Genomic DNA, 13,594 nt, shown 5'->3' with positions numbered 1-13,594 from the left:
AGCCCGACCGACGCAATCGCATGAGCCACTCCGCTCAGGGCGTCGCGGAGGTCGAAGGCGCAGCCTCCTTCGCGGGCGGCTCCGGGGGCACGGGCAGCAGCTTGCGCAGCGCCGTGAGCGCGGCCGGGTGGAAGATGGTGTGGTGGTACTCGTTGGGCATGGGCTCGTAGTGCCACTGCAGCCCCTCGGGCGTGTACGCCTTCAGGGCGGCGACGAAGACGTCCAGGCCCTGCTGCATCTCCGGCATCTCGCCCCCCTCGTTGCCCATGGTCAGGAAGAGCACGCGCGGACCGGCGGGATGCGCCCGCAGGAGCGTGGGCGCATCCTTCGAGAGTAACTGGTTGCTCCACCAGAGGCTCGGGCTCACGGCGATGTAGCCGCTGAAGAGGTCCGGCTGGCGCAGGAAGGTCTCCACGATGAAGAGGCCCGCCAGGGACTCGCCGATGAGGAAGGACTCACCGCTTGTGCGGTAGCGCGCCTCCACCCAGGGCTTCAGCTCGCGGGCGATGAACTCGCGGAAGGCCGCGGAGCCTCCCGTCGTCGGCAGCGCCTTCTTCTCGTCGGGCACCGACGTCGGGTAGGTGAAGTCCCGCCTGCGGTCCGTCTCCTCGATGCCCACGACAATCATGTCCCGAATGGTCTGGCCGAGGCTCCCCAGCTGAGCGAGGCCAGCGATGTGCGGGAAGTCCTCCTGCTCCCCACCGTCCAGGAGGTACAGCACCGGCAGGCGGCCCTGCCCCTTCGTGTAGCCCGGCGGCAGGTACACGTTGATGCGCCGGGTCTCCTTCAGCACGCTCGACTCCAGCGTGTACGAGCGCGCGATGACGATGGGCCGTCCCTCCTCGGCCTCCGCCTTCGCCGTGACTCCCGTGGACTCACGCGTGCCCGCGCACGCCGTCACCAGGCCCAACACCCCTGCCACGATTGCTGCCCGCATCTGCACCTCGCGTGTACTCCGTCAGGATGGCTCCGCTACCCAGGATGCCACGCCGACATCTCCCGAAACACGACCGCAAGGCACTGAAACACGGCCCTTGCTATCCACAAGTCTCCCCAGCGGTGCCTCCGGCACCCGAGCTGACAGAGGTGACGGATGGAGACGGTGACGGCACAGCCCGTGGGTCGCGAGCCGGTGGTGTTCGGACATGCGCTGGAGGCACTGCTGGCGGCGGCGGAGCCGCTGACGCTGGCCAGGCTCGCCGCGCTGGAGCAGTTGGGGCTCTCCGCCGGCCGCTCCCTGCGCGCCGCCTACCCGTACACGGTGTGGCCGGAAGCCATCCGCCTGCTCGCAGGCACCGAGGCCGGGCAGTACGCCCTGGGCCAGCGCTTCGTCGAGTGCGTCCAGCAGTCGAAGCTGGGCGCCGCCCTGCATGACTTCGCGAAGGTGGTGGGCCCGGAGCGGATGCTGCTGCGCATGTCGCGCAACATCCGCTCCACCAACAACGTCCTCGACGCCCTGGTGACGCCGCGCAGCGAGGACGCGGGCTGGGAGCTCCTCGTGCGCCCGCTGGTGGAGTTCACCCACGTCTTGGGCCTGCGCGCGGAGCCGCCCCACTTCATCCGGGGCCTGCTCACCTCCGCCTTCCAGCAGGCCGGCGCGCGCGCGGCGCGGGTGGCAGTCCTCCGTCACGACGCGGCCCGCGCCACCACCACCTTCCACGTCACGCTCTAGCGCGCGCGCTGGGGTGGAGGCTCGTAATAGCGAGGCGGCGGCGCGGAGGGCCGGATCTCCCCCGTGGGCCGCTGCTGCTTCTTGACTGGCTCGAGCGCGGGAAGCGACGCCGACAGCGGACCCACGAAGAGCAGCCCCTGGTAGCCCTCCTCCGTGGGCGACGGGTAGAAGCGCACATAGGGGCTCAGGCCCGGATGGTCGGCCACGCGGGGCTCCGGCTCCGCCCCCACGATGCGGCAGTCGAGTCGGCTCCGGTTGTCCAGGCCACACCCCCACCGCTTGCCCCGGGCGTAGCCCAGCTCGAGGATGCGCAGCGACTGCAGCGACTGGAGGTGGTGGGCCATGGGCGTGAAGTCCCGGTCCCACGGCACGCCGGTGACGGTGCGCACGTGGGCGTTGCCCGCCAGCACCACGAGCACCTCCTCGGGCCGCGCGGCGTGGCGCTTCAGCCAGACGTCCGCGAGCACGGCGTCGCGCTCGCTGGCGCGGACTTCATCCGTGTCATAGGCCACCAGCGACACGCTCATGCCCAGCTCGCGCATGGCGCGCACCCGGTCGATGAGGTCGAACACCGCCCGGCTGCTGCGGCCGTCCTGGTACGGCCGCCGCCAGAAGTGCCCCTCCAGCAGCGCATCCTGGTCCACCGGCGTGCCGGCGCTGGCGAGATACCGGTCGATGTGGGCCTGCTCCTCGTGCGGAATGGACAGGCCCAGCGTCACGGACAGCCCCTCCCCGGCCGCCTGGCACACCACGTCCCCCACCACCATAGGCGCCTCGCGCGAGCCGAGCTGCTCGCCGATGAGCATCACCAGCCCCGGCTTCAGCACCTCCTCCAGGCCCCGCACCTTCCGCAGGCAGCGCAGCTCGTCCTGCCACCGCGTCAGGTAGAACGCCTCGTCGCGCACCGGCGTGGAGGCAGGAAGCGCGTGCGTGTCCCGGCGGATGGCACCCGAGGCGAGGCCGGCCTCCACCCGCGCCGCCACCTCGCCCTCCAGCTCCGGCTCCCTGCGCCGCGAGCCACCGTCCGTCATGCGGAAGATGCGCACCACGGACCGCTCGGGCCCCGTGGAGATGCCAGTCACCAGGAAGCGCTCGCGGCTGATGCCCTCGGGGCCCGTCGTCTCCTTCCACGTGGTGACGAGCTGCCCGGAGTTCCGCGCCTCCTCCAGGGAGAACCCCTTCTCCTCCAGCACCTGGCGCGCGGTGGCCAGCGTCGTTGCCACGGGGACCTGGAGCGCCTGTGCGAAGCGCATCGGCACCACGGCCTCCGTGCGTGCCGCGTGCTGCGCGCACCCGGACAGACTCACAGCGAAGGACAGGCCCAGGACGCAGCGCGAGAAGAGGGACATCAGGGCTCCTTGCAGGAAACGTCCCCTCAACGCCGGAACGCCTCCTGCATATCGCCCCGCCCGCTCACGGTGCCATGGCGACCACCGAGTGGGGCTGGGTCCCCAGCGCCCGGGCCAGCGTGGCGCGCGAGGTGGCCAGGTCGTACGTGGCCTGCACGCGCTGGGCGGCGGCGTTGGTGTACTCCACCTGCGCGTCGCTCAGCTCGATGATGTTGCCCACGCCCGCCTGGTAGCGCCCCTCGGCCAGCCGCAGCCGCTCGCGCGCATTCACCAGGGCCTCCTCCGCCGCGGAGAGCGCCTCGCGCGAGGCCGTCACCGCCAGCCGCGCCTGCTCCACCTCCAGTCGCACCTGCTGCCGAAGCACGTCCTGCTGGGCCTGCGTGTCGCGCAGCAACGCGCGCTGCTCACGCACCTCCGCGCGCGTGCGGCCGCCCTCGAAGAGGGGCCAGCTCAGGGACAACCCGCCGCTCACGTTCCACGTCGCGTCCGCCGGGTCCGTGCCCGTGTCCGTGGCCCCCGCCGTGGCGCCGAGGCTGGGCCAGAAGTCACTCCGCGTCGCGCCCACCTGCGCCTCCTGCGCCCGCACCTGAAGCTCACGCGCCTTCACGTCACCACGCGCCGCCAGGGCCCGCTCCACCAGCACGTCGGTCGCCGAGTCCTCGCCCTCCACGGGGGCCACCACCACGTCAGCCACCGCGTAGTCGGTAGAACCCTCCACGCCCATCGCCTGGTTGAGCTGTGCCTTCGCGGTGCCCTCCGCGTTGCGCGCCTGGATGAAGCGCACCTGCGCGTTCGCCCGCGCCGTGCGCTGCTGGAGCAGGTCGATTTCCGGCCGGTTCCCCACCTCCACCGCGGCCTTCACCTGCTTCAGGCGCTTCTCCTCGCTCTCCAGCGTCTCGCGCGCCACGTCCAGCAGCGCCCGCTGTGTCAGCGCGTCGAAGTACGAGGCGCGCACGTCGAGCAGCACATCCTCCAGCGTCTGGGCCTGCGTCGCCTCCTGCGCCTCCGCGGAGCGGCGCGATGCCGTGAGCCGTCCGGACGTACGGCCGAAGTCGTAGAGGAGCTGGTTGGCGGTGAGGCCCGCGCTGAAGCGCCGCGCCGTGCCGCCGCTCACCACTCCGCCGGACGACGTGCCCACGCGGTTCGTCCCCACGTCGTAGCTCGCATTCCCGCTCACCTGCGGCAGGAACCCCGAGCGCGCCTGGTCCACCCTCGCCCGCGCCGCGTCCGTGCCTGCCCGCGCCGAGCGCAACTGCGGCTGCTGCTCGCGCGCGGTGACTTCCGCCTGCTCCAGCGTGAGCACCCGCGAGGGCTCCGCCGCCAGCGCGCCCGAGCACCACCCCAGCACCACCACCATGGCCAACGTCCGCATCACTCGTACCTCAGTGCATCGATGGGGTCCAACAGACTGGCCTTGCGCGCCGGGTACAGGCCGAAGCCCACGCCCACCAGCGCGCTGAAGCCCAGCGCGAGAACGACGACGTCCGGGCGAACCAGCATGGGCCACTGGAACTGCGCGGCCAGCACCTTCGCCACACCCACGCCCGCCGCCGCGCCCAGCAGTCCGCCGAGCATGGACAGCGTGAGCGCCTCCACCAGGAACTGCGCCAGGATGTCCCGAGGGCGCGCGCCCAGCGCCACGCGCACGCCAATCTCGCGCGTCCGCTCGGTGACGCTCACCAGCATGATGTTCATGATGCCGATGCCGCCCACCACCAGCGACACCGCGGCGATGGAGGCCAACAGCAGGCTCAGCGTCTGGGTGCTCTGCTGCTGACCGTTGGCCAGCTCCGCCAGGCTGCGCACGTCGAAGTCGTTCGCCTCGCCCTCGGCCAGCCGGTGCCGCTCGCGCAGCAACTGCGTCACCTCGCTCTGGGCCTGCTCCGTCTGCGAGGACGACACCGCCTGCACGAAGACGACGCCGCTGATGTACGCCCCCAGGCTCTGCGCCTGCACCGAGCGCAGGAAGCTGGTGGAGGGAATGAACGCGGTGTTGTCGTAGTCCTGCCCATTGGGGGACTGGCCCTTGCGCGCCGTCACGCCCACCACGGTGAAGGGCGTCTTGTTGATGCGCACCACCTGGCCCACGGGGTTGGCGCCCGCGCCGTACAGGTTGTCCACCACCGTCTGCCCCAGGACGACGACCTTCGCGCCCGCCTCGTTGTCGGGCTCGGTGAAGGCCGCGCCCTTCGCCAGGGTCCAGCTGCGCACGTCGAAGAAGTCCGGCGTGGTGCCCACCACGGTGGTGGTCCAGTTCTGGTCGTCGGAGAAGACCTGCGTGTTGGAGCGCAGCTCCGGCGCCGCCGCGCGCACGGCGGGCAGCTCGGTGCGGATGGCCGCCAGGTCGTCCCACGTCAGCGTGGGCTGGCTGCCGAAGCCGCCGCGCGCGCCGCCCGCGTTGGACGAGCCGGGCAGGATGATGAGCAGGTTGGTCCCCATGGAGTCGAAGACCTTCTGCACGCTGGCGCGCGCGCCGTCGCCAATGGCCACCATGGCGATGACCGCGCCCACGCCGATGATGATGCCCAGCGCGGTGAGCACCGAGCGCGTCTTGCTGCGCAGCAGCGCCCGTGCCGCCAGCCGCAGCGTTTCGAGGAGGTTCATGACGCCGCCTCCTCTTCCTCGGGCAGGAGCACCGCGGCCTGCGGCACCTGCCTGCGGTCCGCGACGATGCGGCCGTCACGCACCACCACCACGCGGCCGGCATACGCGGCGATGTCCGGCTCGTGCGTCACCACCACGAGCGTGAGCCCCTCGCGCTGGAGCTCCTGGAAGAGCGACATCACCTCCACGCTGGTGCGCGAGTCCAGGTTGCCGGTGGGCTCGTCCGCGAGGATGAGGCGCGGCCGGCCCACCAGCGCGCGGGCGATGGCCACGCGCTGCTGCTGTCCGCCGGAGAGCTGCTTCGGGTGGTGCTCCAATCGCTCGCCCAGGCCTACCCGCTCCAACGCGGCGCGAGCCCGCAGCTGGCGCTCGCGCGTGGGCACGCCCGCGTACAGGAGTGGCAACTCCACGTTCTCCAGCGCGGTGGTGCGCGCGAGCAGGTTGAAGCTCTGGAAGACGAAGCCCAGCGTTCGGTTGCGCACGCGCGCCAGTCCGTCCCTGTCCAACCGCGCCACGTTGCGCCCGTCGAGCAGGTACTCACCCGCCGTGGGCTTGTCGAGGCACCCGAGGATGTTCATCAGCGTGGACTTGCCGGAGCCGCTCGTCCCCATGATGGCGACCAGCTCGCCCGGCTGGACGGAGAGGTCCACGCCTCGCAGCGCGCGCACCTCCACGTCTCCCGTCCGATACACCTTGCTCACCCCGCGCAGCTCCACGAGCGGCGGGGCTTCACGTACGACGTCCATCGCCCTGTTCTCCTCGCCGCCCTGGAAGGCCCGGCCGATGTCGCGCGACTCCCCGCGCGGCGGTGCCTCTCGTCCTTCGTGCATGTCCCCGTCCTCCTCGCCGCCCTAGAAGAGCCCGCCGCGTCCCGGCGGCCGCATGCCACCGGGCCGAGCGCCCGCCGCCACACCCGCCGGCGCCGCCGCTGCCGTGCTCGCGGTGGCGGCCTGTCCCGTGACGACGGTGTCGCCCGCGTGCAAATCCCCCTGCACCAGCTCCGTGTAGCTGCCGTCCGTCAGGCCCGTCCGAACACGCGCGCGCACCGGCCCCAGCGCTCCCTGGCGCAGCACGTACAGCACGCGGCTTCCGTCCTCCGCGCGCTCCGGGGCCGCGGCCTCCTCGGTGGCCCCTTCGGGAGCCGCGGGCCGGAAGCGCAGCGCCGCGTTGGGCACGGCGAGCACGCCGTCCTTCTGCGCGGTGACGATGGTGACGTTGGCCGTCATGCCCGGCTTGAGCTTCAGGTCCGGGTTCGCCACGTCGATGACGGCGTCATACGTGACGACGTTCTGCGTCGTCGTCGCCGCGTTGCGAATCTGCCGGATGGTGCCGGTGAAGCGCTCCCCCGGCCACGCGTCCACGCTGAAGGTGGCCGTCATCCCCGGCTGGAGCCGGCCCACGTCGGCCTCGGCCACGCTGGTGTTCACCTGCATCTTCCGCAGGTCCTCGGCGATGGTGAACAGCTTCGGCGCCTGGAGCGACGCGGCCACCGTCTGCCCCACGTCCACATCGCGCGAGATGACGATGCCGTCGGTGGGCGAGACGATGGTGGCCTGCTTCAGGTTCACCTCCGCCTCGGACAGCGCGGCCTGGGCCTGCGCGAGCTGCCCCTCCATCGCGGCCACCTCGGCGCGCGCGGTGTCGGCCGTGGCCTCCGCAGTCTCCAGGTCGGCCTGCGAGATGAACTGCTGCTGGCGCAGCGTGCGCGCCCGCTCCGCCTGCTTGCGCGAGTTCTCCGCCATCACGCGGGCCTTGGTGACATTGGCGCGCGCCGCCAGCTGGTTCGCCTTCGCCCGGTCCACGGCCGCCTGGACGAGCTGCGGATCCAACCGCGCGATGACCTGGCCCTTCTTCACCTCGGAGTTGAAGTCGACCAGCAGCTCCTGGATGCGGCCGGACACCTGGCTGCCGACCTCCACCGTCACCAGCGCGGAGAGGGTGCCGGTGGCCGTCACCTTCGTGGTGATGCGCCGGGGGTCCACCTTCGCCGTCTGGAACGCCGCCGCGGGGTCCACCGGGCGGCTCCGAGCGCGCCACAGGCCCACCGCGCCCAGCACCGCCACCGCCAGCAGCGCCCAGCCCCACCACCGCACCCGGCGCTTGATGTCTTCCACTTCGGGAACCGCGGGAGCGGGAACTTCGAGACTCCGCGGCGCTTCGCTCAGAACCTTCATGCCCCCAGATGTACGGGGCTCTTCATTTCATTGAATGACGACCGGATTACCGCCCGTGTCACCTGGCCGAGGAGGCGGACTCCGCCTGCCCGCCCGGCTGCACCTCGGGCGCGGCGGCCGGCAGGGTGATGCGCGCGGTGGTGCCCTCACCCGGGCGGCTCTCCAGCGCCAGCGTCCCGCCGTGCGCGTCCACGATGCGCCGGGCCAGGGTGAGCCCCAGCCCCACGCCGCCCGTCCTGCGGGCGCGGCTGCGGTCGGTGCGGAAGAACGGCGTGCCCACGCGCGGCAGGTCCGCCGCGTCGATGCCGATGCCCTGGTCCACCACCTCGAACTGGAGCCCCTGTCCGGTGGACCGCGCGCGCAGGCGCACGGTGGTGCGCGGCTCGGAGTACTTCCCCGCGTTGTCGAGCAGGTTGTCCAGCACGCGCCGCAACATCACCGGGTCCGCCTCCAGCTCGGGCAGGGACGCGTCCACGCTCACCTCCAGCGTGTGCGTGGGACGGACGGTGCGGAAGCGGCCCGCGGCCTTGTCCACCAGGGTGTGCGCGTCCACGCGCTCCAGACGCAGAGGGGGTGTGCCGCCGCTGGAGCCCCCGTTGGCAAGGTCCAGCTTCGCGGCGGTGAGCACGTCCTCCACCAGTCGCTCCAGCTCGGACAGGTCCTCGGTGATGTCGGTGAGCAGCTCGCGCGCGGTGGCGGCGTCACCCTCGGCGGCGATGTCCAGCGCCACGCGGATGCGCGACAGCGGCGTGCGCAGCTCGTGGGACACGTTGGCCAGCAGCTCCTTCTGCGAGCGCAGCAGGTGGGTGATGCGGCCGGCCATCTCGTCGAAGGCCTCGGCCACCTCGCCCAGTTCGTCGCGGCGGCGGAAGCCGGTGCGCGTGTCCAGCTTCCCCGCGCCGAACTCCCGCGCCACCTGCGCCAGCCGCTGCAGCGGCCCCGCCAGCGTGCGCGCGAAGACCAGCGACGTAATCGCCGTGCACACCAGCACCGCGGCCACGATGAACGTCGTGTTCTCCGAGGGCGGCGTGGGAGGGCGCATGAGGATGGAGACGTATGCCTGCACCGGCCCGCGCTCGGGGATGGGCAACGTGAGCACGGGAAGGGGCGCCTGCGGGCCTGGAGGCGGCACACCGGGAAGTGGCAGCCCCCCGGGTCCTCCCCGTCCTCCTGGCCCACCCCGTCCCGGCCCCCCCGGTTGCCCGGCGGTGCCTCCCGGCTTGGAGAGCGCCTCGAGCTCGGCGGCGCTCAGCGGCGGCAGGGGCGTGGACGCGTTGCTGGCGATGAGCCGCCCGGATGCGTCCCGCACCGTCACCTGCGCATCGAGCATCCGCGCGGCGCGGTCCAACGAGGCCTGGAGTGCCGCCGGGTCCTTCCGCAGCTCCCCCCACTCGCGCACGTTGTACTGGATGTGCCGGTTGAAGCCGTGCCGGAAAGGCTTCTCGACGATGAGCGAGCGCGCGAGGAACAACACGACGCTGACGAGCACGAGCTGCGCCAGGCCCACCAGGTAGATGCGCAGCAGCAGCCGGCCGGGACGCCGGAAGGAGAACCCGCGCTTCGGAGCGCTCAAGTCTCGTCCCCGGTGGCGAGCATGTAGCCCGCACCGCGCACCGTCTTGAGCAGCACGGGGTTGCGCGGGTCTTCCTCCAGCTTCTGCCTCAGCCGGAAGATGTGCACGTCCACCGAGCGGTCGAACACCTCGTCCGCGCTGCCCTTCACCAAATCCAGCAACTGCTCGCGGCTGAGCACGCGGCCGGCGCGCTCGGCGAGCACGCGCAGCAGGCCGAACTCGTAGGTGGTGAGGTGCAGCACCTTGCCGTCCAGCGTGGCCTTGAGGCTGCGCGGGTCCAGCGTCAGGCGTCCCACGTGGACGGGCTGGGTGGCGGGGCCGGCCTTGCCGCGCGCGCGCCGCACCTGGGCGCGGATGCGGGCCAGCAGCTCCCGCGACGAGTAGGGCTTGGGGAGGTAGTCGTCCGCGCCCGTCTCCAGGCCGAGCACCCGGTCAGCTTCCTCGCCGCGCGCGGTGAGCATGATGATGGGAACGTCGCTGCGGCCGCGCAGCTCGCGGCACACCTCCAGGCCGTCGCGGCCGGGGAGCATCAGGTCCAGGAGGACGACGTCGAAGGTGTGGCGGCTGGCCTCCGTGAGGGCTTCGGTGCCGGAGTACGCCACGGTGACGACGACGCCGTGCTCCTGGAGGTAGCGACTGGTGAGCCGGGCGAGTCGCTCGTCATCCTCGACGAGGAGGACCTGGACGGTGCCTTCTTCCGGGGCCGGGGGCATGGGCTGCTCCATGAACTGTGTCTCCCGCATCTCGAGCTCCCGGCAAAGGTAACAACGAAAAGGTGTGGTCCGGAGGCCTTGGAGGGGTCTGGTCTCGTCTTGAAGGGCGAGTCGAAAGACTTTACCGCCGGGCCACGACCGTAAGCTGTCACCTGCCCATGTCCGTAACACTTCGAGGCGATGACGAATTGTTACGGCGCCCTCCGGAGCCTCCGTCACATGCCGTAACGGACGGTTCATCTTCAGGACATGGGGCGGCTGCAGATTGCACCGTGGAAGGGCCCGAGGACCTGCCGAGCAGGCAAAGGACGGCAGGGCTGCCCGGACCCATGTGCAACGGAGGAAGCCCATGTCGTTCCTGAAGAAGCTGCCCGTGGTGATGATGTTGGCCTTCCCGGTGCTGGCGTGCGCGCAGGATGCCCAGGCGCAGCGCGGCTCCGGAAGCGGAGAGCGTGGCTCCGGAGGTGGGGAGATGATGCGCCGGCGCCCCCCGTCTTCGCTGGAGCTGCTGCTGGAGAACCGGGAGACGCTCGCCCTCACGCCGGAGCAGGTGGGCACGGTGAGCGGGCTGCAGACGGCGCTGGAAGAGAAGAACGCGCCGCTCATCGAGAAGCTGGAGGCGCTGAGGCCGCCGCACCCGCCCCGGGGCGATGGCAGCCGCGCGAATGGCGGCCCTCCGGCGGGCCCGCCGCCGGACGAGGCGACGATGCAGGCGCTGAGGCAACAGGTGGAGCCCCTCTTCCAGGAGGTGCGCGCCAATGACGACGCCGCGTACGCACAGGCGGAAGCGGTGCTGAGCGACACGCAGAAGACGCGGGCGCGCGAGCTCATCACGCAGGCGCGCGAGCAGGAGCGCAGCCGGCACGAGGGGATGCGCCAGCGGATGCGGGGCGAGCAGTGAGCCCGTGGCTCTGGCTGTGGTTCCTCGCGCTCCCACCGGAGGCAGCGAGGCAGACCCGGCGCACGGTGGACCCCACGCCACCGCGCGCGCGGAGCCGGGAGCGTGCCACTCCCGCGCGGGCACGGCCCATGGTGGCGAGGGATGCGAAGGCGAAGAGCAGCCGCTGAGCGGTGCGAGCCCGGGCACGGCCTTCGTGGCCATGCCCGGGCGCTCCGGTGTCACATGAGCTTGTGCCCACCATCGACGTGCAGCACCTCGCCGGTGATGAAGCCGTTCCCCATCAGGAAGAGGACCGCGCTGGAGGTATCCGCGGTGGTGCCGATGCGCCCGACGGGGAGCCGGCGTGCGTGCTGCTCGAAGCGCTGCTGCTTGGCGGCCCCCGCCACGACATCCCACGTCGGCGTGTCAATCCAGCCGGGGGAGAGGACGTTGACCCGCACCGGCGCCAGCTCCAGCGCCAGCGCTCGCACGAGCGCCACCAGCGCCCCATTCACCGCGGCGATGACGGACCCGCCAGGCCCCGGCCGCTCCGCGGCGATGCCGCCCGTGACGGTGAACGAGCCCTGGGGCGCGAAGTTCGCATGCTTCGCGACGTGGAGCGCCGCCACGAGCTTGGAGTCGATGGTGCGGCGTGCCTGCGCCAGGTCCAGCTGGCGGATGGGCTGGTAGTACGGATGCACCGAGGTGAGGAGCACGTGGTGCGCGGGAGGGCGAGACTGGAAGAGCTCGCGCACCTGGGCCTCGTCGGTGACGTCGGCGGTGAAGGTGCGCACGCGCTGCCCGCCTCCGAGCCGGGAAGCGGCGGCGTCGAGCTTGTCGGGCGCCCGGCCCACGAGCGTCAGCGAGGCCCCGGCCTCCAGGCACGCGCTGGCCACTCCGAGTCCGATGCCCGACGACCCACCGATGATGACGACATGCTGGTCTTGAAGGTTCATGCCCCAGAAGTAGCGGCAGGGAGGCCTCGCTGACCATGGGATGCCGTGGCAGGCTCCATCCCATGGATGGAACGATGCCCCTGGAAGACCTGCGGCTCTTCGCGGCGGTGGCCCGGCACCTGAGCTTCGTGGAGGCGGCTCGGCGGCTCGGCGTCCCGACCAGCACGCTGAGCCGCAGGGTGGCGCACCTGGAGGAGACCCTGGGCGCCCGCCTGCTCCAGCGCAACTCGAGACGGGTGGGCCTCACCGACGAGGGCGAGCGGCTATTGGAGCGCGCCGGGCCGCTGCTGGACGAGCTGGCCTCGGTGCTGGACCGGACGGTGGACCGCGAGGAGGAACCGGCGGGGCGGCTCCGTGTGACGGCGCCCGTGCTGACGGGGAGCCAGCGCATCGCCCCCGCGCTGTTCGCCTTCGCCGCGAAGCATCCGCGCATCACCGTGGAGCTGACCCTCACCAACGCGGTGGTGCCCCTGGTGGAGGAGGGCTACGACCTGGCCTTCCGGATGGCTCCCATCCTGGACGCGGAGCTGGTGGCGCGGCGCATCGCGTCCGTGCCCTTCGCCGTCGCCGCGTCGCCGCGCTTCGTGCGCGAGGTGCTCCAGGGCCGCACCCGGCTGGACCGGGACACGCTCGCCACCGTGCCCGCGGTGGTCAGCCGGCCCGGAGGCACGTGGCAGCTCCGCCGGAAGGACGGCTCGCTCGATGAGCTGCGGCCCAACGAGCGGCACACCGTGAATGACCCGAGGGTGGCGATTGCCGCCGCCGTGGAGGGCCTGGGCGTGGTCTGCGCACCGCTGGACGCGTTCACCCAGCAGGGCGACAAGCTCGTGCGACTCACGGTGGTGGGGCGCACCGTGGAGCCGCGCGAGCTGTTCGCCGTGTATCCGTCACGAAGGCTGCTTCCCCGGCGCGTGCGCCTCGCGCTCGACTGGGTGAGGGAGCACTGCTGACCGTCGTCTCACGGCTCATCATCCAGCGCGTCCAGATGCGTCTGGGTGATTCTCCGGTAATGCGGCACGACTTCGACAGCCAGCACCTCGCGAAGCAGCTTGCGAGCGCCCTCCACGTCACCAGCGCTTTGGAGCCGGTCTACCCCGGCCAGGGTGCGCGACAAACGGCGCGAACCGTCACGGATTCGCCGAGCAATCTCATCGAGCAGCGCCGCGGCGCTCGCCTCTTGCTGGAGCGCCTGCTCGGCCGCGTCTGGCGGAATGGCGACCTGAGGGGCGGTGCGCCGCAGGATTGCGCGCACCTCGTCAGTCAGCGAGAACGTTTCTCCCTCGGAGACACGGCGCGCGAGGTCTCTGACGTCGTTCCAGTTCAACGCTTCCGACATCCGTGCCTCCTAACGCGCATGGCAGAGGTCGAACGGCCATTGGCGCTGCCCCTCGCAGTTCCGCAAGCAGGCATAGCAGTCCCCCACCCATCTGGGCTTTTCCTGGGTCTTGCATCGAACGTAGGTGTCGATGCAGTGCTGTCGCCAACCCTCGTCGGAATCGTCATCTGCTTCGGTGGTGGCTGTGGTCGCTGCCGCTGCGGCCAGGATGACCACGGCTTCCGCTGCGGACATGCCGCATGCCTCGGGGTTGCCGGGGTTGCGCTGCAAGCAGCATGTCTCCGAGTCCATGCAGGTGGACTGCGCGTAGGAGTCGCGGTGATTCGAGGTGGAGTGC

Annotated in this window: 14 protein-coding genes; 3 read left to right on the top strand and 11 right to left on the bottom strand. The window is 71.5% G+C overall.

Annotated elements, in window-relative coordinates:
• Window positions 1–34 precede the first annotated feature (34 nt).
• Window positions 35–937 (bottom strand): alpha/beta hydrolase, encoded by a 903-nt coding sequence (locus tag G4D86_RS14725; protein WP_163993917.1) that lies wholly within the window; start codon window positions 935–937, stop codon window positions 35–37.
• 156 nt (window positions 938–1,093) lie between these two features.
• On the opposite strand from G4D86_RS14725, the gene G4D86_RS14720 reads away from it, so the two are divergent.
• The gene (locus G4D86_RS14720; protein ID WP_163993915.1) at window positions 1,094–1,672 is read left to right on the top strand and encodes a DUF2378 family protein; all 579 of its coding nucleotides are present in this window, start codon (window positions 1,094–1,096) and stop codon (window positions 1,670–1,672) included.
• On the opposite strand, the gene G4D86_RS14715 is transcribed toward G4D86_RS14720, so the two are convergent.
• The 7 genes from G4D86_RS14715 to G4D86_RS14685 form a co-directional block, all read right to left on the bottom strand.
• On the bottom strand, window positions 1,669–3,021 hold the full coding sequence (locus G4D86_RS14715; RefSeq protein WP_163993913.1) for a ChaN family lipoprotein: 1,353 nt from the start codon (window positions 3,019–3,021) through the stop codon (window positions 1,669–1,671). The genes G4D86_RS14720 and G4D86_RS14715 overlap by 4 nt on opposite strands.
• 64 nt (window positions 3,022–3,085) lie before the next feature.
• The gene (locus tag G4D86_RS14710; RefSeq protein WP_163993911.1) at window positions 3,086–4,393 is read right to left on the bottom strand and encodes a TolC family protein; all 1,308 of its coding nucleotides are present in this window, start codon (window positions 4,391–4,393) and stop codon (window positions 3,086–3,088) included.
• Window positions 4,393–5,625, bottom strand: a complete 1,233-nt coding sequence (locus G4D86_RS14705) for an ABC transporter permease (protein ID WP_163993909.1) — start codon at window positions 5,623–5,625, stop codon at window positions 4,393–4,395. Before G4D86_RS14705 ends, G4D86_RS14710 begins: the two co-directional genes overlap by 1 nt.
• Window positions 5,622–6,371 carry an ABC transporter ATP-binding protein gene (locus G4D86_RS14700; RefSeq protein WP_163994212.1) on the bottom strand — a complete coding sequence of 250 codons (750 nt, stop codon included), beginning with the start codon at window positions 6,369–6,371 and terminating at the stop codon, window positions 5,622–5,624. The genes G4D86_RS14705 and G4D86_RS14700 overlap by 4 nt, the downstream gene beginning before the upstream one ends.
• A 105-nt stretch (window positions 6,372–6,476) precedes the next feature.
• Window positions 6,477–7,739, bottom strand: a complete 1,263-nt coding sequence (locus tag G4D86_RS14695) for an efflux RND transporter periplasmic adaptor subunit (RefSeq protein ID WP_275899111.1) — start codon at window positions 7,737–7,739, stop codon at window positions 6,477–6,479.
• Window positions 7,740–7,857: 118 nt separating this feature from the next.
• Complete coding sequence (locus tag G4D86_RS14690) at window positions 7,858–9,372, bottom strand: sensor histidine kinase (protein ID WP_163993905.1); 1,515 nt, start codon at window positions 9,370–9,372, stop codon at window positions 7,858–7,860.
• The gene (locus G4D86_RS14685; RefSeq protein WP_420821857.1) at window positions 9,369–10,097 is read right to left on the bottom strand and encodes a response regulator transcription factor; all 729 of its coding nucleotides are present in this window, start codon (window positions 10,095–10,097) and stop codon (window positions 9,369–9,371) included. Before G4D86_RS14685 ends, G4D86_RS14690 begins: the two co-directional genes overlap by 4 nt.
• Before the next feature lie 337 nt (window positions 10,098–10,434).
• Between G4D86_RS14685 and G4D86_RS14680 the strand changes: the two genes are divergently transcribed.
• Window positions 10,435–10,986: a Spy/CpxP family protein refolding chaperone gene (locus tag G4D86_RS14680; RefSeq protein WP_163993903.1), complete on the top strand. Its 552-nt coding sequence runs from the start codon at window positions 10,435–10,437 to the stop codon at window positions 10,984–10,986.
• Window positions 10,987–11,204: 218 nt separating this feature from the next.
• On the opposite strand, the gene G4D86_RS14675 is transcribed toward G4D86_RS14680, so the two are convergent.
• On the bottom strand, window positions 11,205–11,921 hold the full coding sequence (locus G4D86_RS14675) for an SDR family oxidoreductase (protein WP_163993901.1): 717 nt from the start codon (window positions 11,919–11,921) through the stop codon (window positions 11,205–11,207).
• 74 nt (window positions 11,922–11,995) lie between these two features.
• Here G4D86_RS14675 and G4D86_RS14670 point away from each other — a divergent pair, with 74 nt between their 5' ends.
• Window positions 11,996–12,871 carry a LysR family transcriptional regulator gene (locus tag G4D86_RS14670; RefSeq protein ID WP_240360248.1) on the top strand — a complete coding sequence of 292 codons (876 nt, stop codon included), beginning with the start codon at window positions 11,996–11,998 and terminating at the stop codon, window positions 12,869–12,871.
• An 8-nt stretch (window positions 12,872–12,879) separates the two neighbouring features.
• Here the strand turns inward: G4D86_RS14670 and G4D86_RS14665 are convergent, their stop codons facing one another.
• Window positions 12,880–13,257: a DUSAM domain-containing protein gene (locus G4D86_RS14665; RefSeq protein ID WP_163993897.1), complete on the bottom strand. Its 378-nt coding sequence runs from the start codon at window positions 13,255–13,257 to the stop codon at window positions 12,880–12,882.
• A 9-nt stretch (window positions 13,258–13,266) separates the two neighbouring features.
• Window positions 13,267–13,527 (bottom strand): hypothetical protein, encoded by a 261-nt coding sequence (locus tag G4D86_RS14660; protein WP_240360247.1) that lies wholly within the window; start codon window positions 13,525–13,527, stop codon window positions 13,267–13,269.
• Between the last annotated feature and the right edge of the window lie 67 nt (window positions 13,528–13,594).

The organism is Pyxidicoccus caerfyrddinensis, assembly GCF_010894405.1.
Classification (GTDB): Bacteria; Myxococcota; Myxococcia; order Myxococcales; family Myxococcaceae; genus Myxococcus; species Myxococcus caerfyrddinensis.
This window is presented reverse-complemented; position numbering and strand designations above follow the sequence as displayed.

Excerpts from the sequence above, each read along its gene's own strand:
- G4D86_RS14725 (WP_163993917.1), bottom strand. The coding sequence starts at position 937 with ATGCGGGCAGCAATCGTGGCAGGGGTGTTGGGCCTGGTGACGGCGTGC.
- G4D86_RS14720 (WP_163993915.1), top strand. The coding sequence starts at position 1,094 with ATGGAGACGGTGACGGCACAGCCCGTGGGTCGCGAGCCGGTGGTGTTC.
- G4D86_RS14715 (WP_163993913.1), bottom strand. The coding sequence starts at position 3,021 with ATGTCCCTCTTCTCGCGCTGCGTCCTGGGCCTGTCCTTCGCTGTGAGT.
- G4D86_RS14710 (WP_163993911.1), bottom strand. The coding sequence starts at position 4,393 with ATGCGGACGTTGGCCATGGTGGTGGTGCTGGGGTGGTGCTCGGGCGCG.
- G4D86_RS14705 (WP_163993909.1), bottom strand. The coding sequence starts at position 5,625 with ATGAACCTCCTCGAAACGCTGCGGCTGGCGGCACGGGCGCTGCTGCGC.
- G4D86_RS14700 (WP_163994212.1), bottom strand. The coding sequence starts at position 6,371 with ATGGACGTCGTACGTGAAGCCCCGCCGCTCGTGGAGCTGCGCGGGGTG.
- G4D86_RS14685 (WP_420821857.1), bottom strand. The coding sequence starts at position 10,097 with ATGGAGCAGCCCATGCCCCCGGCCCCGGAAGAAGGCACCGTCCAGGTC.
- G4D86_RS14680 (WP_163993903.1), top strand. The coding sequence starts at position 10,435 with ATGTCGTTCCTGAAGAAGCTGCCCGTGGTGATGATGTTGGCCTTCCCG.
- G4D86_RS14675 (WP_163993901.1), bottom strand. The coding sequence starts at position 11,921 with ATGAACCTTCAAGACCAGCATGTCGTCATCATCGGTGGGTCGTCGGGC.
- G4D86_RS14670 (WP_240360248.1), top strand. The coding sequence starts at position 11,996 with ATGCCCCTGGAAGACCTGCGGCTCTTCGCGGCGGTGGCCCGGCACCTG.
- G4D86_RS14665 (WP_163993897.1), bottom strand. The coding sequence starts at position 13,257 with ATGTCGGAAGCGTTGAACTGGAACGACGTCAGAGACCTCGCGCGCCGT.